This is a genomic window from Agromyces sp. NPDC055658, assembly GCF_053618155.1.
In genome coordinates this window covers 46,647-70,952 of sequence record NZ_JBSHHD010000014.1, presented here as the reverse complement: position 1 = coordinate 70,952, position 24,306 = coordinate 46,647, and the positions used below count along the sequence as shown (strand labels likewise).

14 protein-coding genes are annotated in these 24,306 nt (G+C 71.0%); 6 read left to right on the top strand and 8 right to left on the bottom strand.

Annotated features, from left to right (window positions below; all coding sequences use genetic code 11):
- Positions 1–92: 92 nt before the first annotated feature.
- The 3 genes from ACWGPE_RS08760 (at position 93) to ACWGPE_RS08750 (ending at position 7,487) form a co-directional block, all read left to right on the top strand.
- Positions 93–2,612 carry a LuxR C-terminal-related transcriptional regulator gene (locus tag ACWGPE_RS08760; protein ID WP_452048513.1) on the top strand — a complete coding sequence of 840 codons (2,520 nt, stop codon included), beginning with the start codon at positions 93–95 and terminating at the stop codon, positions 2,610–2,612.
- A gap of 176 nt (positions 2,613–2,788) precedes the next feature.
- Positions 2,789–5,401 carry a glycosyl hydrolase family 18 protein gene (locus ACWGPE_RS08755; protein WP_275505531.1) on the top strand — a complete coding sequence of 871 codons (2,613 nt, stop codon included), beginning with the start codon at positions 2,789–2,791 and terminating at the stop codon, positions 5,399–5,401.
- Between the two features lie 232 nt (positions 5,402–5,633).
- Positions 5,634–7,487, top strand: coding sequence for a glycosyl hydrolase family 18 protein (locus ACWGPE_RS08750; RefSeq protein ID WP_452048512.1), 1,854 nt, complete (start codon positions 5,634–5,636; stop codon positions 7,485–7,487).
- A 72-nt stretch (positions 7,488–7,559) separates the two neighbouring features.
- Here the strand turns inward: ACWGPE_RS08750 and pstB are convergent, their stop codons facing one another.
- From pstB to ACWGPE_RS08715, 7 genes are all read right to left on the bottom strand, one after another.
- Positions 7,560–8,339 (bottom strand): phosphate ABC transporter ATP-binding protein PstB, encoded by a 780-nt coding sequence (gene pstB, locus ACWGPE_RS08745; RefSeq protein WP_231430226.1) that lies wholly within the window; start codon positions 8,337–8,339, stop codon positions 7,560–7,562.
- A gap of 43 nt (positions 8,340–8,382) precedes the next feature.
- Positions 8,383–9,489, bottom strand: coding sequence for a phosphate ABC transporter permease PstA (pstA, locus tag ACWGPE_RS08740; protein WP_231430227.1), 1,107 nt, complete (start codon positions 9,487–9,489; stop codon positions 8,383–8,385).
- The gene (gene pstC, locus ACWGPE_RS08735; RefSeq protein WP_231430228.1) at positions 9,489–10,430 is read right to left on the bottom strand and encodes a phosphate ABC transporter permease subunit PstC; all 942 of its coding nucleotides are present in this window, start codon (positions 10,428–10,430) and stop codon (positions 9,489–9,491) included. The genes pstA and pstC overlap by 1 nt, the downstream gene beginning before the upstream one ends.
- A 117-nt stretch (positions 10,431–10,547) precedes the next feature.
- Positions 10,548–11,642: a phosphate ABC transporter substrate-binding protein PstS gene (gene pstS, locus ACWGPE_RS08730; protein WP_275505533.1), complete on the bottom strand. Its 1,095-nt coding sequence runs from the start codon at positions 11,640–11,642 to the stop codon at positions 10,548–10,550.
- 138 nt (positions 11,643–11,780) lie between these two features.
- Positions 11,781–12,716, bottom strand: a complete 936-nt coding sequence (locus ACWGPE_RS08725; protein WP_452048511.1) for an NUDIX hydrolase — start codon at positions 12,714–12,716, stop codon at positions 11,781–11,783.
- Positions 12,713–14,920, bottom strand: coding sequence for an RNA degradosome polyphosphate kinase (locus ACWGPE_RS08720; RefSeq protein WP_231430231.1), 2,208 nt, complete (start codon positions 14,918–14,920; stop codon positions 12,713–12,715). Before ACWGPE_RS08720 ends, ACWGPE_RS08725 begins: the two co-directional genes overlap by 4 nt.
- Positions 14,921–14,965: 45 nt before the next feature.
- Entirely contained in the window at positions 14,966–15,652 is a 687-nt protein-coding gene (locus ACWGPE_RS08715) for a response regulator transcription factor (protein ID WP_231430232.1), read from the bottom strand.
- A gap of 76 nt (positions 15,653–15,728) precedes the next feature.
- Here ACWGPE_RS08715 and ACWGPE_RS08710 point away from each other — a divergent pair, with 76 nt between their 5' ends.
- The 3 genes from ACWGPE_RS08710 (at position 15,729) to ygfZ (ending at position 17,961) form a co-directional block, all read left to right on the top strand.
- Positions 15,729–16,043, top strand: coding sequence for a hypothetical protein (locus tag ACWGPE_RS08710; RefSeq protein ID WP_231430233.1), 315 nt, complete (start codon positions 15,729–15,731; stop codon positions 16,041–16,043).
- Between the two features lie 146 nt (positions 16,044–16,189).
- Positions 16,190–16,798, top strand: coding sequence for a nitrobindin family protein (locus ACWGPE_RS08705; protein WP_275505535.1), 609 nt, complete (start codon positions 16,190–16,192; stop codon positions 16,796–16,798).
- Positions 16,798–17,961, top strand: coding sequence for a CAF17-like 4Fe-4S cluster assembly/insertion protein YgfZ (ygfZ, locus tag ACWGPE_RS08700; RefSeq protein WP_452048510.1), 1,164 nt, complete (start codon positions 16,798–16,800; stop codon positions 17,959–17,961). Before ACWGPE_RS08705 ends, ygfZ begins: the two co-directional genes overlap by 1 nt.
- Before the next feature lie 108 nt (positions 17,962–18,069).
- Here ygfZ and ACWGPE_RS08695 read toward each other — a convergent pair whose 3' ends face one another.
- Entirely contained in the window at positions 18,070–24,165 is a 6,096-nt protein-coding gene (locus ACWGPE_RS08695) for a ThuA domain-containing protein (RefSeq protein ID WP_452048509.1), read from the bottom strand.
- Between the last annotated feature and the right edge of the window lie 141 nt (positions 24,166–24,306).

Here is a 24,306-nt window from a genome sequence, read left to right as displayed (position 1 = left end):
GGGGAGTTGCGCTGCCGGCATCGGCCCTCGCGACCACTTTGTAAATGTTGCTAACATAACCCCACGCGACCGTGAAGCGAGCGGAGGGGCCGATGCCTGACACACCCGAGCACCCCCGGCCGCCCGCGCGGCACCGCTCGCCCGTCGACGCCTTCGAAGACACCCGCGCCGTCGTCGAACTGCTCGCCCGGCACCGGCTCGTCGCGGCTCCGCACGTCGCGGCTCGCCTCGGCCTCGCGCTCGGCGGCGACGCCGACGCGATCATCGAGGTCGCCGGGCTCCTGCGCGTCGCGCAGCGCCTCGGCCATGCCGTGCTGCCCGACCCGCTGCCGTCGGTGCCGGCCATCGAGGTCGCGATGGCACCGAGCGGGGCGCGGCTCGCAGCGTGGGAGCGGGAGCTGCTCGTCGTCGCGTCGGTGTGCGTCGACGACCGCATCGACGTGCTGCTCGCCGCATCGAACCGCCCCATGGCCGACCTCATCGACGGCGAGGTCAGCCGGCACCTGCTCCTCGTGGCCGGGCACTTCGCCTTCGCCGACCCGCGCATGCGCGTCTGGGTGCACGGTTCCGCGACGCTCGCCGAGCGGACGACCGCGCATGCGTCGCTCGCCCGGGCGTGCGCCCGGCTCGGCGATGCGCGACAGGCGACCTGGCATCGCTCGCTCGCGACGCTCGAGGGCTCGCGCGACCTCGTCGCGCCGCTCATCGAGATCGCGGAGTCCGCGGATGCGTCGGGCGAATCCGAGTGGGCCCATGCGGTCGCGCGAGAGGCCGCGAGCCACGCCTGCGGTGCCGAATCCGTGACCGCGTGGAGCATCGCGGGCCGCGCCGCACTGCACGGCGGGCACGTCGACGACGCGCGCGGCTGGCTCGACCGCGTCATCGAGCACGGCGACGAGCCCGCCCGCACGTCCGTGCTCGCCGACTACCTGACGGCCCGCGCGATCCTCGAGGGCGACGTCCCCGAGGTCGAGCTCGACCGCCGGCTCGCGGGGCTCGGCGACGAGATCGGGTCGGCGCTCGACGAGGCCGGCGGTGCGCTCGAACCGGGGGCGACGCCGACGGGACGCTCGACGGTCGATGCCGCGGCGCTCGACCCCGCGACGCGTCCGATGCGCCTGCAGCTCGCCCGGGCCGTCGCGACCGCCGCGGGGCTGCTCGCCGAGCGGGGGATGCTGCCGGCCGCCCGACGCCGACTCGCACAGGCTCGGGTCATCACCGAACGGTACGGCCTCGATCGGGCGCCGCTCGAGGCCGGCAGCGCCTGGTGCGCCCTCTTCGGCCTCGACGTCACCGGCGCTGCAGGCTCGACCGAGTCCGCCGACTCCGACGACGCCGTCGCGGTCTCGACCGGCGGCATCGCCCTCGTCGGGGGCGCGCGGGCGGTCGCAGCGGCCCTCGAGCGCGGTCTCGCCGGCGACCCGGCGGCCGCGGTGCGCTGGCTCGGCGCCGTGCGCGAGACGGCGGCGGACCCGGCGATCGCACGCGGTGACCGGTCGCCGCTCATGCGCGCCGCACGGGCGGTCGCGACGAGCCTGCTCGAACTCTGGGCGGGCGACGTGCGACGGGCCGCGCAGGTGCTCGCCCGCGGCGCGGCCGACCTGCCGATCGCGTCGCCGCTCGGCGGCATCGGCGCGGCCGTCGCACGGCGCATCGACATCATCACGACGGGCGAGGTCTCCGCGTTCGCCCGCGCGATCGAGGCCGCCCAACCCCCGTCGGCGGGAGCGGTGCGGTACGAGGAACTGATCGACCGCGCCGTCGCGGCCCACCTCGGCGGTGCGCGCACGGAGGCGGCCACGCTCGTCGCGCTCGCGACGGAGTTCGAGCGCGGCGGCGGACTGCACGTGCCCGGGCTCGACGCGGGCATCGACTGGTGCTCGACCGATGCCGGGCGGGCGGCGGGCGACCCGGCGGTGCGTCGGCCGCCCGACGCACTGCTCGCGAGCGCGCTGCGCCGGCGGATGCGCAGCACCGACCGCACGCGGTTCGAATCCGACTACCTCGCCGCGGTCGAGGGCGGGCGGGCGATCGCATCGGCCTACGAGCGGGCGCGCACCGAGCTCATGCTCGCGCGGGCCTGCGGCGAGGCGGGCGTGCCCGAGCGCGCCGAACGGCACCTGCTGGCGGCCGAGCACCTCTTCGGCGAGGCCGGCGCCGACGCCTGGCTCACGGCCGTCGCCCACGAACGTCGGGCGCTCGCTGCCGACGGGAGCCTCTCCCGCGCCGAGGGGCCCGTGCCGGCGGAGTCCGCGCCCGCGCTCACGACGAACCCGACGGGCGAACCCGCCGCGCGCGCGCGTCGCCCTCCAGAGGCATCCGCCGGCGTCCGCGACCGTGGCGCCACCTCTGGCGTCGTGGACGTGCCGGGCGATCCGCTCGCGGCGTGCCGGGCCGTGTGGACCGACGTGCTCACCGAGCGCGAACTCGAAGTCGCGATGCTCGTCGTGGAGGGTGCTTCGAACCGCGACGCGGCCGCCCGGCTCTACGTCTCGGTGCGCACCGTCGAGGTGCACGTCGGCCGGGTGTTCCAGAAGCTCGATGTGCACTCGCGGGTCGAGCTCGCGGTGCTCGCCCACCGCATGGCCCATGCGGCGCACGCCCTGCGCTGATCTCCGGCCGTCCGCGCCGCGAGCCGGTGCCGAATGCGACCCGCCGCTCGCCGCCGGCGACGTCTACGCAGTCCTACGTATGCGGGGTCGTACGGACGCGCTCGCGCCTCCGGCTCGAATAGCGTCGAGCCGCCGGGCGGCCTCCGCCGCGGCATCCCCAGTCAGTGAGGACTCGAATGCGCACACTCTCTTCTCGTGCCCGCTTCCGTGCGGGCGCGATCGTCTCGGGCCTGGCGCTCATCGGCACCCTCGGGTTCGCCGGCGCCACGGCCGCGACCGCCGCCACGACCGAGTGCGAACCCGCCTGGTCGTCGTCGGCGACGTACACGGGCGGCCAGCTCGTCTCGTACCAGAGCGTCAACTACAAGGCCAAGTGGTGGACGCAGAACAACGTCCCCGGTGCCGAGCAGTGGGGCCCGTGGGAGTCGCTGGGCGCGTGCGGCACGGTGAACCCGACGCCGACGCCGACGCCGACGCCGACGCCCACGCCGACGTCGACGCCCACGCCGACGCCCACGCCGACGCCGACGCCCACGCCGACCCCGACGCCCACGCCGACGCCGACCCCGGACCCCGGCGGCACCCCGTGGACGACGAACCCCGACGAGAAGTGCCGCCCCGACGGCCTCTACCAGACGCCCGGCGTCAACGTGCCCTACTGCACGATCTACGACGAGGCCGGCCGCGAGAAGCTGCCGAACGGCCTCGAGCATCGCGTCATCGGCTACTTCACGAACTGGCGCACGGGCCAGAACGGCCAGCCGCGCTACCTCGCGAGCGACATCCCGTGGAAGAAGCTCAGCCACATCAACTACGCCTTCGCCCACATCGACGGACAGGGCAAGGTCTCGGTCAACCAGGATGTCGCGGGCAACGCCTCGACGAAGATGACCTGGCCCGGCGTCGCCGGTGCCGAGATGGACCCGACGCTGCCGTACCAGGGGCACTTCAACCTGCTCACGAAGTACAAGCAGCAGAATCCGGGCGTGAAGGCGCTCGTCTCGGTCGGCGGCTGGGCCGAGACCGGCGGCCACTTCGACGCCGACGGCAACAGGGTCGCCGACGGCGGCTTCTACACGCTGACCGACTCGCAGGCGAAGATCGACGCGTTCGCCGACTCGGCGGTGCAGTTCATCCGCACCTACGGCTTCGACGGCGTCGACATCGACTACGAGTACGCCAACTCCAACGGCAAGGCCGGCAGCCCCGACGACTTCTCGTTCTCCGAGCCGCGTCGGGCGAAGCTCTGGGCCGGCTACGAGTCGCTCATGAAGACCCTCCGCGAGAAGCTCGACCGCGCCGGCGCCGCCGACGGCAAGCACTACCTGCTCACCGTTGCCGCACCCGCCTCGGGCTGGCTGCTGCGCGGCGCCGAGGTCTACCAGGTCACCCCGTACCTCGACTACGTCAACATCATGAGCTACGACCTGCACGGCTCGTGGAACGACTACGTCGGCGGCAACGGCCCGCTCTTCGACGACGGCAAGGACCCCGAGCTCGCCGCGGGCGGCGTGTACGGGGCGTACAACGGCATCGGCTACCTCAACACCGACTGGGCCTACCACTACTTCCGCGGTGCGATGCCGCCCGGCCGCATCAACGTCGGCGTGCCGTTCTACACCCGCGGCTGGGACGGCGTGCAGGGCGGGACGAACGGCCTCTACGGCAAGGCGCCGCTGCCCGACCAGACGAAGTGCCCCGCGGGCACCGGTCCGTCGCTCGGTGGCACGTCGAAGTGCGGCAACGGCGCGGTCGGCATCAACAACCTGTGGCACGACCTCGACAAGACCGGGGCCGAGGTGGGTGCCGGCGCCAATCCGATCTGGCACGTGCTCAACCTGCAGAAGGGCGTCGTGGGCGACTACACGGCGAGCTACGGCGCACCGACGTCGATCAGCGGTTCGTACACGCATCACTTCGACTCGGTCACGAAGACCGAGTGGTGGTGGAACGACACGACGAAGACCTTCCTCTCGGGCGACGCCGACCAGGCGATCGGCGCGAAGGCCGACTACATCGCGCAGCAGGGCATCGGCGGCGCGATGATCTGGGAGCTCGCGGGCGACTACTCGTACAACGCCCAGAAGGGCCAGTACGAGATGGGCTCGACCCTCGTGTCGCTGCTGCACGACCGGCTCGCGGCCTCGCAGCCGTACGACGCGGCGAAGGCCAACGTCGCGATGCCCGCGAAGTCGATCGACCTGCAGGTGAGGTTCTCCGAGTTCGCGCTCGGCGACAACAACTACCCGATCAACCCCAAGGTGACGTTCACGAACAACTCGACGACCGCGATCCCCGCCGGATCGAAGATCACGTTCGACACCGCGACGAGCGACACGGGCGCGATGGGCGAGCAGAACGGATGGGGCATCACGAAGGTCTCGAGCGATCACACCGGATCGAACGTCGGCGGCCTCAAGGGCGACTTCCACACGTACACGATCACGGTGCCATCGGGCGGCATCGCGGCGGGCGGCAGCGTCTCCACGAAGCTGAGCTGGCGCCTGCCGATGGCCGAGCTCTCGAACCTGCGGGTGAAGATCGGAACCGAGACCTACGCGGCGCTCTACGACCTGCCCCGCGGGGCGATGGTCGTCCAGCCGGGCGGCGGCTCGGGCTCGGGCGGCGGCACCGGCGGTACGTGCGACGCGTCCGCCTGGAGCGCGTCCGCGGTCTACACGGGCGGCCAGCAGGTCAGCTACGGGGGTGCCGAGTACACCGCGAAGTGGTGGACGCAGGGCGAGACGCCCGGCAGTGCGGCCGTCTGGGGCGACGCCGCCGCCTGCTGATCGAACAGGATGCCTCGGGCGGGGGTTCCGGCGACCGGAGCCCCCGCTCCGGCGTCCCGGCGCGCCCGGCGGCCCGCTGCGGGGGCTGTAGGTAGTTCCACGTACCCGTGGCCCCGCACGGCGCGGATCATGTGGATCGTGCGGACGCCGGGGCGAGGCATGCGTCCCTAGCGTGAGAGCGTCCAGGGGCGTGCACGATGCGCGTCCGGTTCCCCACACGACGAAGGACATCATGGAGAATCAGCAACGCACGCGACGGGGCCTGCGCACTGCGCTCGCCGCCGTCGCCACCGGCGCGATGGTCGCCGGCCTCGCCGCGTTCGGCGCGGCCGCACCGGCCGTCGCCGCAGAGCAGGCGCCGAGCGCCGTGAACGGCTACCGCAACGTCGGCTACTTCGCCCAGTGGGGCGTGTACGGCCGCGCGTTCCAGGCGAAGCAGCTCGAGGTGTCGGGCGCCGCCGACGACCTCACCCACATCAACTACGCGTTCGGCAACATCCACTACCAGGACCTCACCTGCTTCATCGCGAACAAGGCGCAGGGCACCGGGCCGACGGGATCCGACGGCGCGGGCGACGCGTGGGCCGACTTCGGCATGGGCTACACCGCGGCCAACTCGGTCGCCGGCGTCGCCGACACCTGGGACCAGAAGCTCGCGGGCTCCTTCAACCAGCTCAAGCAGCTGAAGCAGAAGCACCCGAAGCTCAAGGTCATGCTGTCGATCGGCGGCTGGACCTGGTCGAAGAACTTCTCCAAGGCGGCGGCCACCGACGCCTCGCGCAAGAAGTTCGTGAAGAGCTGCGTCGACCTCTACCTGCGTGGCAACCTGCCCGTCATCGACGGGCGCGGCGGCACCGGCGCGGCCGCGGGGGTGTTCGACGGCATCGACATCGACTGGGAGTGGCCCGGCTCGCAGAACGGCGAGGTCGGCAACTACGTCGACGAGGTCAACGACAAGGCGAACTTCACGCTGCTCCTCAAGGAGTTCCGCACCCAGATGGACGCCCTGACCGCGGAGAACGAGCACCCGTACCAGCTCTCCGCATTCCTGCCGGCGAACCCGGCCGACATCGCGGCGGGCGGCTGGAACAACCCCGAGAACTTCCGCTACCTCGACTACGGCAACATCCAGGGCTACGACCTGCACGGCGCTTGGGACCCGGCACTCACCGGCCACCAGGCGAACCTCTTCGACGATCCGGCCGACACCCGGCCGGCCTCGAAGAGGTTCAGCGTCGACAAGGCCGTGAAGGAGTACCTGAAGACGGGCATCTCGCCCAAGCAGCTCGGCATCGGCCTCGCCGCCTACGGCCGCGGCTGGCAGGGCGCGAGCTCGGCGAACGCATGGGGGCCGGCGACCGGTGCCGCCCCGGGCACCTGGGAGAAGGGCAACGAGGACTACGACAAGCTGAAGACCCTCGGCACCGACCACTACGACGCCGCGATCGGCGCGGCCTGGCGCTACGACGGCAACCAGTGGTGGAGCTACGACAACGCGCAGTCGACCGCGCGCAAGTCGCAGTACATCGTCGACCAGGGCCTCGGCGGTGGCATGTGGTGGGAGCTCGACGGCGACCGCCGGGGCGAACTGATCGGCACGCTCGCCGACCGGCTGCGCGCGGCGAAGTCCGGTCCGGCCACCGACCCGGTCGGCACCACCGACCCGACGGATCCGACCGACCCGACGGATCCGACCGACCCGACCGACCCGACGGACCCGGGCGACTGCGCGTCGCCGGCCTGGAGCTCGACCGCGGTCTACACGGGCGGCCAGAAGGTCTCGTTCGGCGGCAAGGAGTACTCGGCCAAGTGGTGGACGCAGGGCGAGCAGCCCGGTACGTCCGCGGTCTGGGCGGAGGTCGGCTCGTGCACGACGGACCCGACGGATCCGACCGACCCGACGGATCCGACCGACCCGACCGACCCCGGCACCTGTGCGGCCGCGGCGTGGAGCGCCTCGACCGCCTACACCGGCGGGCAGGTCGTGAGCTACCAGGGCAGCGAGTACCGGGCGAAGTGGTGGACGCAGAACAACGTCCCCGGCGCCGAGCAGTGGGGCCCCTGGGAGCTCGTGAAGGCCTGCTGATCCCGTCGTGAGACACGGATGCCTCGGAGCGAAGTCCGCTCCGAGGCATCCGTTTCGTCGCCGGCAGGACGATCAGCCGAAGCGGCCCGAGACGTAGTCCTCCGTCGCCTTGACCTGCGGGTTCGAGAAGATCGTCGTCGTGTCCGAGTACTCGATGAGCTTGCCCGGCTGGCCGGTGCCCGCGATGTTGAAGAACGCGGTCTTGTCGCTCACGCGCGAGGCCTGCTGCATGTTGTGCGTCACGATCACGATCGTGTACTGCTGCTTCAGCTCCTCGATGAGGTCCTCGATGGCGAGGGTCGAGATCGGGTCGAGTGCCGAGCAGGGCTCGTCCATCAGGATGACCTCGGGCGAGACGGCGATCGCGCGGGCGATGCAGAGGCGCTGCTGCTGGCCGCCCGAGAGACCCGACCCGGGCTTGTCGAGGCGGTCCTTGACCTCGTTCCAGAGGTTCGCGCCGAGCAGCGAACGCTCGACGAGTTCGTCGGCGTCGGGCTTCGAGATCCGCTTGTTGTTGAGGCGCACGCCGGCGAGCACGTTCTCCTTGATCGACATCGTCGGGAACGGGTTCGGACGCTGGAAGACCATGCCGACCTGTCGGCGCACGAGCACCGGGTCGACGCCCGGGCCGTAGAGGTCGTTGCCGTCGATGAGCACCTTGCCCTCGACGCGCGCGCCCGGGATCACCTCGTGCATGCGGTTGAGCGTGCGGAGGAAGGTCGACTTGCCGCAGCCGGAGGGGCCGATGAACGCGGTCACGGTGCGGGGTTCGATCTCGAGCGTGATGCCCTCGACGGCGCGGAAGTTGCCGTAGTAGACGTTGAGGTCCTCGACCTCGATGCGCTTGGACACGGGTGCTGCTTCTCTCTGTACGGGGTCGTTGCGGTCTGGGCGCTCAGCGGCGGCCGGTCTTGGGGGAGAACGCCTTCGCGATGATGCGGGCGACGACGTTGAGGAGGGCGACGATGAGGATGAGCGTCAGCGCACCGGCCCAGGCGCGGTCGATGTACGCCTGCGAGTCGGTGCCCTGGTTCATGTACTGGGTGTAGACGAACACCGGCAGCGTCATCATGCGGTCGGCGAACAGGTTGTAGTTCATGCTCGTCGTGAAGCCGGCGATGATGAGCAGCGGCGCGGTCTCGCCGATGACGCGGGCGACGGCGATCATGATGCCGGTGATGATGCCCGCGATCGAGGTGGGCAGCACGACCTTCAGGATCGTGAGCCACTTCGGCACGCCGAGCGCGTAGGACGCCTCACGGAGGTCGTTCGGCACGAGCTTCAGCATCTCCTCGCTCGAGCGCACGACGACCGGGATCATGAGCACGGAGAGGGCGACGGCGCCGCCGAAGCCCATGCGCACGCCGGGGTCGTCGGTCACGAGCGCGAAGAGCGCGAACGCGAACAGGCCGGCGACGATCGAGGGGATGCCCGTCATCACGTCGACGAAGAACGTGATGCCGTGCTTCAGCTTGCCGCGGCCGTACTCGACGAGGTAGATCGCGGTGAGCAGGCCGACGGGCACCGAGATGAGCGCGGCCATGCCCGTGATGAGGAGCGTGCCCATGATCGCGTGCAGCGCGCCGCCGCCGGCACCGACGACGTTGCGCATCGACTCCGTGAAGAACGCGGCGTCGAAGCGCGGCAGGCCGTTGACGATCGTCGTGAACGCGACCGAGATGAGCGGCAGCAGCGCGATCGTGAACGCCGTCGCGACGAGCGCGGTGACGAACCGGTCGGCGGCCTTGCGCGAGCCTTCCACGAGGCGCGAGATCAGCCAGATCGAGGCGGTGTAGAGCACGACGCCGCAGAAGACGGCGCCGGCGATGTTGAAGAGCTCGCCGCTCGAGACGGCGACGAGGCCGAACACGGCGCTCGACGCGGCGAGTGCGCCGACGAGCACGTAGATCGAGGCGTAGCGCGGCAGCTTGCCCGCGGTCAGCGAGTTGGAGATGCCGTTCTGCGTGACCGGCGCCTGCGGGGGAGTGGCGGTGAGGCTCATCAGTTGGCTCCCGAGAATTCCTTGCGGCGCTCGACGATGTAGCGGGCGACCATGTTGACGGCGAGCGTGATCGTGAAGAGCATGAGGCCCGTCGCGATGAGGATGTTGACCCCGATGTCGTGCGCCTCGGGGAAGTTGAGCGCGATGTTCGCGGCGATCGTGGTCGGGTTCTGCGACTGCAGCACGGCGAAGCTGATGATCGCCGACGGCGACAGCACCATCGCGACGACCATCGTCTCGCCGAGGGCGCGGCCGAGGCCGAGCATGGAGGCCGAGATGATGCCGGGGCGGCCGAACGGCAGCACCGCGAGCTTGATCATCTCCCAGCGGGTCGCGCCGAGGGCGAGCGCCGCCTCCTCGTGGAGCACGGGGGTCTGCAGGAAGATCTCGCGGCAGAGCGCGGTGACGATCGGCAGGATCATGACGGCGAGCACGACCGCGACGGTGAGGATCGTGCGCCCCGTGCCCGAGACCGGCCCGGCGAACAGCGGGAACCATCCGAACCACTCGGTGAGCGTGGTGTAGAACGGCTGCACCGCGGGGGCGAGCACCGTGATGCCCCAGAGGCCGAAGACGACCGACGGCACGGCGGCGAGCAGGTCGATGATGTAGCCGAGCCCCTGCGCGAGGCGCCGCGGCGCGTAGTGCGAGATGAACAGCGCGATGCCGATCGAGAGCGGCACGGCCATGATGAGCGCGAGCGCCGCCGCCCAGATCGTGCCGAACACGAGCGGCCACACGTACTGCCAGAAGTTCTCGGCGTCGCCCTTGAAGTCGTCGGCCACTGCGGTGAACGCGGGCAGCGACTGCGCGACGAGGAAGATCGCGACGGCCGCGAGGGTGACCAGGATGAGCACGCCCGCCACCAGCGTGGCGGTCGAGAAGATCCGATCGCCGGGGCGCTGCTTGGCGGTGATGGTGGATGCCTCGGGGGGCGTCATGGGGCGGGGTCTTCCTGGTTCGTGCGAATGGGGAGCGCGCGAGCCGGGCTCGCGCACCGAGCCCGCCCGGCCCGATCGGACACCGCTGCGGTGCGATCGGGACGGGCGGGCGCCGGACTACTTGACCGTCTCGAGGGCGGCCTGGACCTGCTCGCCGAGCTCGCTCGAGAGCGGCGCCGAACCGGCCTGCTCGGCGGAGAGGGACTGGCCCTCCTCGCTCGCGAGGTACGAGACGTAGCTCTTCACGAGCTCGCCCTGTGCCGCGTCGGCGTACTCCTGGCAGACGATCGCGTAGCTCACGAGCACGAGCGGGTAGTGGCTCGGGTCGGTCGTGGTGCGGTCGAGCGCGATCGCGAGGTCGTTGGCCTCGCGGCCCTCGACGAGCGGCGACTCCGCGACGACGGCCGCGGCGGCCTCCGGCGAGTAGCCGACGAACTCGTCGCCGACCTTGATCTTCGCGACACCGAGGTCGCCGGCGCGCGATGCGTCGGCGTAGCCGATGGTGTTCACGCCGTTGGTGACGGCGTCGACGACGCCCGAGGTGCCCTGGGCGCCCTCACCGGTCTGGTACGGGAAGGTGTCGCTCGGCTCCTCGGCCCACACGTCTGCGGCCGTCTGGTTGAGGTAGTCGGCGAAGTTCTTCGTCGTGCCCGAGTCGTCCGAGCGGTGCACCGCGGTGATGGTCGCGTCGGGGAGGGCGGCACCCTCGTTGAGCGCGGCGATCGCCGGGTCGTTCCACTTGGTGATGTCGCCCTTGAAGATCTTCGCGAGGGTCGCCGGGTCGAGGTTGAGCTCCTCGACGCCCTCGACGTTGAAGATCACGGCGATGGGCGAGATGTAGACCGGCAGGTCGATCGCCTTGGTGTCGGGGGCGCACGCGGCGAACTCGCCCGCGAGCTCCTCGTCCTTCAGGTACGAATCGCTGCCGGCGAAGTCGACGCCGCCCGCGATGAAGGCCTCCCGGCCCGCGCCCGAGCCCGAGGGGTCGTAGTTGATGGTGACGTCGGGGTTCGCGGTCTGGAACGCGGCGACCCACGCCTCCTGCGCCGAGCCCTGCGACGAGGCGCCGGCCGCGTCGATCGTGCCCGAGAGGGTCGAGGTCGACTCTTCGGGGGTGGCGCTGCCGCCGCCTTCGTTTGCTGCGCAGGAGCTGAGCGCGAGCGCCGCGGTGACGGCGACGACGGCGGGCACGCCGAAACGCTTGAAGTTCACGTGAAGTCCCTTCCGGGGTTCGATTGCAGGTCCGGGTCGGTGCCGACCCGCCTGCGACGCTAATCAGTGCGCCTTACGAGCTTCCGCCACGCCGGTGAACGGGAGGTGAACGGAATCGGGCGCGTGATTCCGCTGCGTTCAGGCGCGCGGCGCGTGCGTCTCGATCGAGATGATGCCGGAGCCCTGGTTCGTCGCCGACAGGTGCACGACGCTGAACGCGCCGGGCTCGAGTTCCGCGGCGTCGGTCGCGTACGTGCCGAGGGGCGTGCCGGTCGCGAGTGCGAGCTCGCGCATGATGTCGGGCAGCACCGGCCCGTGGCTGCAGATGACGGCCGACTTGCCTGCGCGCACGCGCTTGCCGACGACCCGGCGCACCTCGGCCTCGCCGGCCTCGAACGCCTCCTGGCTGATGCCGGCGTCTCGCTTGATCTCGATGCCGGTGGCCGCGGCGAGCGGCGTCACGGTGGTGACGCAGCGTACGGCCGGGCTCGACACGATCCGCTTCGGGCCCCAGGCGGTGAGGGTATCGACGAGGCCCGCGGCCTGGTCGACGCCGCGGGCGGAGAGCGGCCGCGAGGCATCCGGTCCGTCGAAGCCGCCCCGCCCGACCGCCTTGCCGTGCCGGAGGACCGTGATGCTGAACGTCTCGGTGACGCCCTGTTCGACGAGCGCCGTGAAGTTGTCGAGGATCTCGACGTCGGGTTCGTAGGTGAGGTAGCCGCGGGCGCGCTTGGGGGTGACCCATTCGAGCGCGGCGACCTCGGCGTTCGGCTTGAAGGTCGAGCGCTGCACCGCCTTCTCGCCCACCTCGGCCGCCCAGTAGTGCACGATCTTCTCGCGGCCCGACGGCAGCGGGTAGCGCGAGACGCCGAGCGGCACGCCGAGGTCGACGGCGAGGCCGGTCTCCTCCTGGATCTCGCGCACGGCCGTCTGCGGCAGCGACTCGCCGGGGTCGACCTTGCCCTTCGGGATGGTCACGTCGCCGTACACGGTGCGGTGGATGACGAGCACGTGCAGCTTGGCGTCGATGTAGCGCCAGCAGACGGCGCCGGCGGCGTAGACGGCCGTCGTCACCGGCGCGACCCCGATCGGGTGCGCTGGCCCGATCGGGTGCGCTGGGCGATCTCGAGCATGAGGCCATTCTGCAGGTCGGTGAGCGGGCGGCCCTCCTCATCGACCGACCGGCGTGTCCAGACGCCGTCGCCGTCGAGGTGCCACGAGCTCGTCGACTCGTCCATCGCCTGGTCGAAGATGCGCTCGATCTCGACGAGGTGCTGCGGGTCGGTGAGGCGCACGAGCGCCTCGACCCTGCGGTCGAGGTTGCGGTGCATCATGTCGGCGGAGCCGATGTAGACCTGCGGGTCGCCGTCGTTCGCGAACGAGAAGATGCGCGAGTGCTCGAGGTAGCGGCCGAGGATCGACCGGACGCGGATGTTCTCGCTGAGGCCGGGGATGCCCGGTCGCAGGCTGCAGATGCCGCGCACCCACACTTCGACGGGGACGCCGGCGTTCGAGGCCCGGTAGAGCGCGTCGATGATGGCCTCGTCGACCATCGAGTTGACCTTGATGCGGATGCCGCAGGGCCGGCCCTCCTCGGCCGCCCTGATCTCGCCCGCGATGAGCTTCAGGAGCCCCTTGCGCAGGTGGAGCGGCGCGACGAGGAGCCGCTTGAACTTCTTCTCGATCGCGTAGCCGCTCAGCTCGTTGAAGAGGCGCGTCAGGTCCTTGCCGACCTGGTCGTCGGCGGTGAGGAGGCCGAGGTCCTCGTAGATGCGGCTCGTCTTCGGGTTGTAGTTGCCCGTGCCGATGTGGCTGTAGTGCCGCAGCACGCCCTTCTCCTGGCGGATCACGAGCGCGAGCTTGCAGTGGGTCTTGAGGCCGACGAGGCCGTAGACGACGTGCACGCCGGCCTTCTCGAGCTTGCGCGCCCACGTGATGTTCGCCTGCTCGTCGAAGCGGGCCTTGATCTCGACGAGGGCGAGCACCTGCTTCCCAGACTCCGCGGCGTCGATGAGGGCCTCGACGATCGGGCTGTCGCCCGACGTGCGGTACAGGGTCTGCTTGATCGCGAGCACGTCGGGGTCGGCGGCGGCCTGCTCGAGGAAGGCCTGCACGCTCGTCGCGAACGACTCGTACGGGTGGTGCAGCAGCACGTCCTGGCGGGAGACGGCCTTGAACACGTCGGCGCGCAGGTTCGACTCGGTCGGCTGCAGCTGCACGGCCGTGGTCGGCACGTGCGTGGGGTAGTGTAGTTCGGGGCGGTCGAGCCGCGCGAGGTCGAAGAGCCCGCCGAGGTCGAGCGGCGCGGGCAGCCGGTACACCTCCTGCTCGGTGACGTCGAGCTCGCGCACGAGCAGGCCCAGCGTCACCTCGTCCATGTCGTCGGTGACCTCGAGGCGGATCGGCGGGCCGAACCGGCGTCGCAGCAACTCCTTCTCGAGCGCCTTGATGAGGTTCTCGGTCTCGTCCTCCTCGATCTCGACGTCCTCGTTGCGGGTGACGCGGAACACGTGGTGCTCCACGATCTCCATGCCGGGGAAGAGGTCGCCGAGGTGGTTCGCGATGAGGTCCTCGAGTGTGATGTAGCGCGCGTCCTCGACCGACTCGCCGGGCTCGACGCGGACGAACCGGGGCAGCATCTGCGGCACCTTCACGCGCGCGAACTCCTGCCGGCCGGTGCGGCTGTTGCGCACGCGCACCGAGAGGTTCAGCGAGAGGCCCGAGATGTAGGGGAACGGGTGCGCCGGATCGACCGCGAGCGGCATGAGCACGGGGAAGATCTGCGACGAGAAGTAGCCGCGCAGGTGCGCGCGCTCGTCGTCGCCGAGCTCGGCCCAGGTCACGATGCGGATGCCCACGTCGGCGAGGGCGGGCTTCACGAGCTCCTGGTAGGCGGCGGCGTGGCGCTCCTGCAGTTCGTGCGCCATGCGCGAGATGTCGCTCAGCACGTCGACCGGGGCGCGGCCGACGTTCGTCGGCACGGCGAGCCCGGTCATGATGCGGCGCTTGAGCCCGGCGACCCGCACCATGAAGAACTCGTCGAGGTTCGACGCGAAGATCGCGAGGAAGTTCGCCCGCTCGAGCACCGGGACGAGCGGGTCCTCGGCGAGTTCGAGCACGCGCTGGTTGAAGGCGAGCCAGCTCAGTTCGCGGTCGAGGTAGCGCTCGGCGGGCAGCTCGGGCGCGCCTTCGATGTCGAGCGGTTCGAAGTCGTCGTCGAAGTCGCTCGCCGTGCGATCCGACGTCCGGTCGTCCTCGAGGATGCTGTCCGGGCTCATCCACTCATCATGGCACGCACGCGGTTGCGGCCGATGAGGGCAGGGTTAACGGGCGGTGACGGGCGCGCTCTCGTCATCCTCTTCGTGCACGTTGAACCGGTAGCCCACGTTGCGCACGGTGCCGATGAGGCTGTCGAGGTCGCCGAGCTTCGCCCGAAGTCGCCGCACGTGCACGTCGACGGTGCGGGTGCCGCCGAAGTAGTCGTAGCCCCACACCTCGCTCAGCAGTTGCTCGCGCGTGAAGACCCGCGACGGGTGCGCCGCGAGGAAGCGCAGCAGCTCGAACTCCTTGTAGGTGAGGTCGAGCGGCTTGCCGTGCACCTTGGCCGAATAGCTGGCCTCGTCGATGACGACGCCCGAGGTCTGGATCCGCTCCGCGGGCTGCGACTGCAGCGCCCGACCGATCGCGAGCCGGATGCGCGCGTCGACCTCGGCCGGGCCGGCCCCCTCGAGCACGACGTCGTCGACGCCCCAGTCGGGGGAGACGGCGGTGAGCCCGCCCTCGGTGACGACGAGCACGAGCGGCGCCGAGAGCCCGGTGGTGCGCAGGATCTGCGCGAGCGCCTTGGCGCCGGCGAGGTTCGTGCGGGCGTCGAGCAGCACGAGCTCGGCGTCGGGCGCGTTGACGAGGCGCTCGGGCGAGGCGGGGATGACCCGCACCCGATGCGTCAGGAGTGCGAGCGCCGGGAGAACGTCGTCGGCCGCCGGCGTCAGAATGAGCAGCTGCGCCACGCCACACCCTCCAGTAGTAAGGTGCGGTCAATACTACGGGACGGCCGACGCCGTCCCGCGAACCGAACGGAGCGGCATGACCGACGAGACCGAGACGCGCACGGGATGGCCGGGAATCGTCCTGATCTGGGCGGTCGCCGTCGTCGGTTCCGCGATCGTCGCCGGGCTGGCGTTCGGCGGCGTCGACGACTGGTTCGAGGATGACTCGTGGCTCGGCGTGTTCGGCGCGCTCGGCGTCGTGCTCGCCGTCTCGGTGCTCGGCACGCTCGTGGTCCAGCTCGCGAGCCGCCGGCCGGCCGGATTCGTCGGTCGCGTCTCGGCGTCGATCGCGGGCGCGTTCGTGGTCGTCGCGGTCGCGGCGGCGATCGTCGCCCCCGTCGCCGCGGGCTAGACTCGAGGCATGTCTGAGCTGCTCGCCCTCGAACTCCTCTTCATCGGCCTGCTCGGCCTCGCGAGCCTCGCGATCGCGTGGATCAGCGGCGTCGTCGTCTACAAGCTCTTCAAGGGTCAGCGCTAGGCGCTGGTGAAGGCGTGGCGATGATCGAGCTGCCCGTCGACCTTCCCGCCGAGCTCGTCCCGCTCTCGTGGCTCCTCGGCGTGTGGGAGGGGTCGGGCGTCATCGACTACAAGGTCGGCGACGAGTCCGTCACGCACGAGTTCGGCCAGCGGGTGAGCTTCAGCCACGACGGACTGCCGCACCTCAACTACACCTCGTACACGTGGCTCTTCCCCGACGACGAGGGCGGTGAGCCGACGCCGCTCGCCACCGAGACGGGGTATTGGCGGCTCGCACGTGCGCAGGGCGAGGGCGACCCGGGCCCAGCGATGCTGCCGGCCGTCGGCGAGCCGCGCTACGGCGACGCCGAGGCCGTCGAGCGGCTGCGCAACGCCGAGGGCGGGTTCGACCTCGAAGTGTCGATCGTGCACCCCGGCGGGGTGAGCGAGCTCTACCTCGGCCAGGTGAAGGGCCCGCGCATCGACCTCGCGACCGACGCCGTCATGCGCTCGGCCGGTGCGAAGGACTACGCGGCCGCGACGCGGCTGTACGGCCTCGTCGAGGGGCACCTCCTGTGGGCCTGGGACATCGCGGCGCTCGGTCAGGACCTGCGCACGCATGCGTCGGCCCGCCTCGCGAAGGTCGACTGATGACCGGGTCGCCGTCGCCGTTCCTCGCCCTTCCCGGAGCCGTCGCCCTCGAGACGTCGCCCGGCGTCGCCGGCCACTACGGCGAGCCGATGATCGAGCAGCGTCGCCTCGAGCGCGGCGAGGCGATCGTCGATCTGTCCGACCGCGGTCTCGTCGTCGTCACCGGTCCCGACCGGCTGAGCTGGATGCACTCCATGGCGAGCCAGTCGTTCACCGGCCTACGGCCGGGTGAAGGTATCGAGGCGCTGCTCCTCGACGCCTCCGGCCGTGTCGAGCACGCGGTGCACGCGGTCGACGACGGTGAGTCGGTGTGGCTCATCGTCGAGGGCGACGAAGCGGCTCCGCTCGCCGCCTGGCTCGACCGCATGCGGTTCATGCTCCGGGTCGAGGTCGCCGACCGAACGGCCGACCTGGCCGTGATCGCGGCGATGTCGGCCGACGCGCTCGATGCGGCGGTCGCGGCGTACGCGCCCGCCGGCGTCGCGCTCGACTGGGTCGACCCCTGGGCCGAACCCCGCCCGGGCGGCCACCAGTACGCAGCCGCAGCCGGGCACCCGGGCGCCGACTGGCGCTGGATCGAGCGCATCGTCGAACGCGAAGCGCTGGCCGACGCGGCCGCATCGGTCCGTTCGGGCCGCGTGGCCGCCGCCGGAGCGCTCGCCGCCGAGGCGCTGCGGATCGCCGCGTGGCGTCCGCGCCTCGCGACGGAGGTCGACGAGAAGACCATTCCGCACGAGGTCGACTGGCTGCGCAGCGCGGTCGACCTCGGCAAGGGCTGCTACAAGGGCCAGGAGACGGTCGCGAAGGTGCTCAACCTCGGCCGGCCGCCCCGGCGACTCGTGCTGCTGCACCTCGACGGCAGCGACACCGTGCTGCCGGTGCCGGGCGACGAGGTGGTCGGCGAGAAGGTGCGGCCCGAGCCCGCCGAGGGCGAGGCGCCCGAGCGCAAGGTCGTGGGCCACGTCACCTCGAGCGCGATGCACCACGAGCTCGGCCCCATCGCGCTCGCGCTCGTCAAGCGCGCGGTTCCCGCCGACCTGCCGCTCATCGTCGAGCGCCACGGCGTGGAGGTGGCAGCCGCCCAGGTCGAGATCGTGCCCGCCGATGCGGGCGCCGCCGTCGAGGTGCCGCGCCTGCCCCGCCTCGGCGTGCGCAAGCCCTGACACCGCCGACCGGCTGATCTGCCGGGTGCCGACGTCCGTCGCGCGCCGGCTCCTTCGCGCGCACGACGACGGCCCCGACGCCGGAGCGCCGGGGCCGTCGTCACGGGGCTACCTGCAGTTCGCCTTGGCGTACGCCGCGCGCGCCTCGGCCTCGTGCTCGCCGTCCTGATGGCGGGCGGTCACCTCCAGCGTGCCCTTCTTGAGTCGCGCTGTGCCTGTGTCGAACAGGTGGTACACCGCCGAGCCCGCCGCGACGTCGGCGATCTCGTGGTCGCCCCACGGCGTCGAGATCACGAGGTCGGCCGGCGTGTTGCCCGTGTTCGCCGCGTACACGGCGACCTGGGCGGTTCCGGCGAGGCACTGGCTGGCGGCGGTCGCCGTCACGCCCATCTCGACGGGGACGGGCTCGTCGATCGTGAGCGTGGCCGCCTGTTCCTCCTCGGCGTTGCCGGCGACGTCGACCGAGCGGTAGGCGACGGTGTGGTCGCCGGCACCGGTCACGACGATCGGGTCGGCGTACGCGCCCCATTCGCCGTCGTCGACCCGGAACTCCGTGCGCGCCGCGCCGGAGGTGTCGTCGGTCGCGGTCAGCGTGACGCGGGCGTCGCCGTCGCCGGCGTCGACCGTGGCGGTGGTGACCGGCGCCACCGTGTCGACCTGGACCGTCGCCGATCCCGCCTCTTCGACGTTTCCGGCCGTGTCGGTCGACCGGTAGGCGACGGTCGCCTCGCCCTCGACGGTGACGGCGACCGGCTCGGTGTAGGCCGTCCACGCTCCGTCGCCGATCGCGTACTCGGTGGTGGCGACCCCCGATCCGCCGGCGTCGCTCGCCTCGAGCGAGAAGCTCGGCGCGGTCGTGTACCAGCCGGCCTCGCCGTCGGGCTCGGCGGGATCCCATGTGAGCGTCGTCGTCGGCGACGTCGTGTCCTCCGACTCGGCGTCGAGCGTGAACGAGTCGAACCCGACCACGACCGACTCCTCCTGCTGCGGACCGATCGCCATGAGGCCGAGGCCCCGCAGCGGCCGGTCGAAGGTGATGCCGGCGCCGATCGACGTCCAGTTGACGCCGCCGTCGCTCACCTCGGCCGTGTACAGGTCGCCCGTCTTGGTCACCCGGATGTACCAGTACCCGCTCTCGCTGGAGTCCGCGATGTTGAGGTTCCGGTTGCCGATGCCCACCGCGTCGGCCTCGCCCGCGAGCTCCGCCCGCAGGTCGAGCGGCGTACCCGGGTTGTTGTACGCCACGACGTCGGCCTTGACGTAGTTGTCGTCGTCGGCCCACATCATGAGCCCGGCCAGCTGCCAGCGGTGCTTCAGCGGCGCCGTGAACTTCGTCGTCGCCACCCAGTCGCCCTCAGGCGCCTCGGTGAGGATGAAGTTGCGCGGCGAGATCGGGTTCGTGCCGTTGATGTCGCCCGGCTGCGTCTCGATCCTCAGGTGACCGTCGGCGACCTCCAGGTGGTTCGAGTCGTAGCGCACGCTCTGCGACCAGCGGCAGCCGTCGAGCGTGGTCCCGTCGAACTCGTCGTTCGGCGTCACCGGATCACCGGGCTCCGGTTCCGGGGCGAAGCGGAACCAGTCGGCCGTCGCCACCACCGGCGTGCTGCCGAGGTCGCCCGCGGACATCAGTCCGATCCTCGCGTTCGCCTTGAGCTGCAGGCTTCCGGCGAGCGGGGTCCACGTCGTGCCGTCGGCGGAGTACGCGCCCGTGAGGGTCGTGCCGTCGCTCGTCAGCTTGAGGTGGATCGTCGACGGGAAGTCGGCCGGAAGCGTGGGCGCCGCTGCGGTGGTCCGCGATCCGCCCGTCTCGCTCTGGAACTCGATGAACCGGTTTCCGTTCTGGTGGCGGACGAAGGCGAGCTTGTTGTACTCGTCGTCGCTCTGGTGCACCACGAGCCCGGCCCACTGCCAGTGCGAGGTGTGGGCGAGCGAGAGCTTCGTCGTCGCCTCCCAGGCACCGGTCGGCAGCGGCTTGCCCGCGAAGCTCACGGGGCCGGTCGACGTCTCGTTGATGTCGCCCGTCGTCACCGGCAGCTTCAGCGTGCCACCCGACTGGGTGATCGGAACCGGGCCCGTGCGCAAGGCCCACGAAGGCGCGACGGCCGGGCCGTCGAACTCGTCGGAGAGCGGCGCACCCGCGCACATGAGCGGTTCGAGCGGCAGTTCGGGCTCGGGCCCCTGCGGGTCGGTGTCGATCGCGAAGTCGGCGAAGTCGACCGTGCCGGCGCCGCTCGCGTGCGACACCGTGAACATGCCGACGTCCTGCGTGCTCGCCGCACCCGTGAGGGTCACGGCGCCGCCGACCTGGGTCCAGCTCGTGCCGTTCTTCGAGAAGTACGCCGTGTACGAGGCATCCGAGCGCTTGAGCTTCACCCAGACGGGGTAGCTGGTGGTGCCGCCCGCGACCGAGGTGTTGAGCTGCCCGTTGCCGTCGGGGTCGGCCAGGAACTCGACGCCGCCCGAGGGGCGGATGCCGACCATCGCGTAGCCGGGCGAGGTGCCCGGTTGCGTCAGGTCGTTGCGAACGATGACGCCGGCCTTCGCCGAGCCGTTCGTGTCCTGCTGGGCGTCGACCTTCACGACCGCCTCCCAGTCCTCGTCGCCGCCGGCGGGGGCGTACAGCGTCGAGTACTCGTCGATGCCCTGCCACGTGTCGGCTCCGGCGCCGGTGATGCGGAAGCGACCCTCGCCGAGGCGTTCGAACACGCCGTCGGCGTTCGTGAACGGCACGAGGTCGCCGAACAGCTCACCGACCTGGGCGACGACGACGCGCGAGGTGCGCGACTTGCCCGCCTCGTTGCTCGCGACCGCGGTGAGCTCGTAGAGCCCCTCCTCCGGGCTCGTCCACGCGGCGGTGAACGGCGCGGACTCGTCGGTGCCGATCGATTCGCCGTCGACGAAGAACTCGACGGCGGTGACGCCGCCGTCGGCGTTGTGCGGGTCGGTCGCCGCGGCCTCGATCGTCACGTCCTGGCCGGGCTCGAGCTCGACGCCCGGGGCGGGTGCGGTGATCGCGACGTCCGGCGCGGCGGTCGGCGAGGAGCCGCGGCCGATCGCCTCGATGAAGTTGAGCTTCGTCTCGCCGCCCCGGAACACGAGGTAGAGGTCGAGCGAGTCGCTCGGGAACGCGCTCACGTCGACGACGACGTCGGCGAACCGCGTCGATCCGGTCGCGGGCACGTCGGCGGTCGCGAGCAGCTCGCCGTCGGCCGCGCCCTTTCGCAGCTCGATCGAGCCTCCCTCGGCGTTCGCCGAGACCCGCAGCGCGAGCTCGTCGACGCGGTGGAAGCTCACCGGCTCGTAGTGCGCCCAGTCGCCGTCGTGCCCGACGACGACCTTGTCGGCCTCGCCGCCCTCCGTGTCGCGGCTCGGTGCCACGGTCACCCCGGGTGAGGCGCCGTCGAAGAACTCGGCCTGCTTGAGCTTGGGGAACACGAGCGTCGTCGCCGAACCCGTGAGCGGGTTCGCGCCGCCCTCGCCGCCGTGGTCGGTGTAGCGCGCGTCGATCGCGAAGAAGATGTCCTCGTCGGGCGCGTGGCCGCCGAGGCTCGTCTCCGTGGTCCCCGTGAGCCCGCTCAACGGGGTCAGCGGGTGGGCGTGGTCGTCGTGGCCGAGTGCCGGCTGGATGATGACCTCCGAGCCGTCGACGGTGCCGTCCTCGGGGTCGGTCACCTGGGCCGCCCACGCGAGCTCGTCGCCGAAGTCGAAGAACGCGCCGTCCGGCGGCAGCGAGATGCCGACGTCGGGCCTCGTGTTGCCGACGGTGATGGGCACGGTCGTGGTGCCGGTCTTGCCGTCGGGGTCGGTCACGGTCAACCGTGCGTCGAAGACGCCCGTCGCGGCGTACGAATGGCTCGCCGTCGCGGTGGTCGCGTCGGTCGTGCCGTCGCCGTCGAAGTCCCACTCGTACGCGAGCGCGGCGTCCTCGGGATCGGTCGAGGCCGTTCCGTCGAAGGCGACCTCGAGGGGCGCCGGGCCCGAGTCGCGGTCGACCGCGATCTTCGCGATCGGCGACCGTGAACCCTGGATGTAGTCGATCCGGTGCAGGCCCGAGCTCGGGTTGTCGCGGCCGAAGCCGCCGCCCCAGTCGAGCACGTAGAGCGAACCGTCGGGACCGAACTTCGAGTCGATCGGCGCGAGGAACTGCTCCTGCGGCAGGAAGGCGTTCACCTTCTCAACCTGCGAGCCCGACTCCGCGGCCGGGTCCTTGAGCTGGATCGAGTACATCTTGTTGCGCGCCCACTCGTAGAAGAACGGCTTGCCGTCGTACGACGCGGGAAACTTCGTGTCGGACGCGAGGTCGGGGTCGTAGTCGTAGACCGGACCGCCCATGGGGGCGAGGCCGCCGCCCTGGGGGATCATCTCGGGCACCGACGAGCGCTTGTAGCCGTACCACATGTCGGCGGCGCGGGCCGCGGGCAGCTCGGTCAGGCCGGTGTTGCGCGGCGAGTCGTTGACCGGGGCGTCGCAGTCGAAGAAGTCGCCGACGGTCACCGGGCTCGTCGTGTAGTCGACGTCGCGGAACGGTTCGTTGTCGCCCATGCAGAGGGGCCAGCCGTAGTTGCCGGGGCTCTTGATGAGGTTCCATTCGGCGATGCCGGCGGGGCCGCGGGTTTCGGGCGCATCGGTGCCGTTGTCGGGGGAGTAGTCGGCGAGGCTGATCCAGCCGGTCGCCTGGTCGACCGAGAAGCGGAACGGGTTGCGGAACCCCATCGCGTAGATCTCTGGACGGGTCTTGTCGCCCGGGTCGTCGGCCTCGGGGAACAGGTTGCCCTCGGGCACCGTGTAGCCGGGGCCGTCGGCCTTCGGCGTGATGCGCAGCAGCTTGCCGCGCAGGTCATTGGTGTTCGCCGACGTCGCCCGCGCGTCGTGGAACGTGCCGTCGCGCGTCGACAGCGGCGCGTAGCCGCCGGAGGGCTCGGAGTGCGGGTTCACGTCGTCGCCGACGCTGAGGTAGAGGTTGCCGTCGGCGTCGAAGTCGAGCCCGCCGCCCGTGTGGCCGGGCTCGTCGGGCAGGCGCCGGGCCGGGACCTCGATGATGAGCTCCTCGCTGGCCGGGTCGATGACGCCGTTCTCCATCGTGAACCGGGAGACACGGCTGAAGAAGTTCGACGGGTCCGCGTTGTCGGCGGTGTCGGGCGATCGGTAGAGGTAGACACGACCGTTGTCGGTGAAGTCGGGGTCCAGGGCGATGCCGAGCAGGCCGTCCTCGCCGCCCGAGTACACGTCGAGTTCGAGGGCGGTCGTGACGTTGTTCGTCGCCGGGTCCCAGACCCGTACCTGGCCGCGTACGAGCTCCGTGTAGAAGACGCGGCCGTCGTCGGCGATGTCCATGGCGAACGGTGCCGAGGTGTTCTCGTCGAGGGCGACCTTCTCGAAGTCGTTCCAGACGGTGCCGCCGCAGTCACCTGGCTCGATGCCGGCGGCGTACTTCACGCCGCCGACGATGTGGGCCATGAAGTCGGGCTCGAGGTAGTGCGAGCCGAAGTGCCCCATCGCGGTCGCCCAGGCGCGTCCGCCGTCGTAGGGCTTGCACCACGAGATCGGGTGGTCGTAGCCCATCGCGTTGCCGCCGGCGTCGTAGGTCGACTCGTCCATCGAGGCGAGCACGTGCGCGGTGCCGCGCACGTTGTTCGAGAAGTTGTACCACTCGTCGGAGCGTTCCCATCGCGCGTCGTCGAAGTGGGCCGTCGACGGGTGCGCATGGTCCTCGATCCGCACCGTGCCCGGCTGGCCGGGGTCGGTGCCGGTGGCCGCGTGGCCCGGCATGAGCGAACCGACGAGCTGGTCCCACCAGGCGTAGTTGCCGCGCATGTCGGTCGCGTTGTGGATGGCGACGATGCCGCCGCCCGCCTCCTGGTAGCGCTCGAGGGCCGCCTTCTGGTCGGCGTTCCACGGGTCGCCGGACGCCTGGAACATGATGAGCGCGTCGAAGCCGGCGAGATCGGTGTCGTTGAAGATCGTGGAGTCCTCGGTGTGCGTCACCTCCATCCCCTCGGCCTCGAGCGCAGCCGTGATGAGCGGCGTGCCCTTGTCGATCGCGTCCGTGTGCCGGAACTGCGTCGTCTTGGTGAAGATCAGCACGTGGGTGCCGTCGTGGGCCTGTGCGGGTGCGGCGATCGCCGTGATCGCGCCTGCGGCGAGGATCGCGGCGACGGTTCCGGCGAGGAGCCGGGAGAGGACGTGGTGCAACTTCGTCAGCATGAGACCTCCGTTGGTTTCAGATGCTGGACACGCGATATGGCGGATCGAGTGCGAGCCCGGTCCTGAACCTAGGGCGACTTATGTCGTGCGTCAAGCAAAAGTTGGTTGCGTATCGTCTTCTTACTCGAACACGGCGGTCTG

Coding starts and splice junctions, on each gene's coding strand:
- ACWGPE_RS08760 (WP_452048513.1), top strand. CDS start 93: ATGCCTGACACACCCGAGCACCCCCGGCCGCCCGCGCGGCACCGCTCG.
- ACWGPE_RS08755 (WP_275505531.1), top strand. CDS start 2,789: ATGCGCACACTCTCTTCTCGTGCCCGCTTCCGTGCGGGCGCGATCGTC.
- ACWGPE_RS08750 (WP_452048512.1), top strand. CDS start 5,634: ATGGAGAATCAGCAACGCACGCGACGGGGCCTGCGCACTGCGCTCGCC.
- pstA (WP_231430227.1), bottom strand. CDS start 9,489: ATGAGCCTCACCGCCACTCCCCCGCAGGCGCCGGTCACGCAGAACGGC.
- pstC (WP_231430228.1), bottom strand. CDS start 10,430: ATGACGCCCCCCGAGGCATCCACCATCACCGCCAAGCAGCGCCCCGGC.
- ACWGPE_RS08720 (WP_231430231.1), bottom strand. CDS start 14,920: ATGAGCCCGGACAGCATCCTCGAGGACGACCGGACGTCGGATCGCACG.
- ACWGPE_RS08710 (WP_231430233.1), top strand. CDS start 15,729: ATGACCGACGAGACCGAGACGCGCACGGGATGGCCGGGAATCGTCCTG.
- ACWGPE_RS08705 (WP_275505535.1), top strand. CDS start 16,190: ATGATCGAGCTGCCCGTCGACCTTCCCGCCGAGCTCGTCCCGCTCTCG.
- ygfZ (WP_452048510.1), top strand. CDS start 16,798: ATGACCGGGTCGCCGTCGCCGTTCCTCGCCCTTCCCGGAGCCGTCGCC.
- ACWGPE_RS08695 (WP_452048509.1), bottom strand. CDS start 24,165: ATGCTGACGAAGTTGCACCACGTCCTCTCCCGGCTCCTCGCCGGAACC.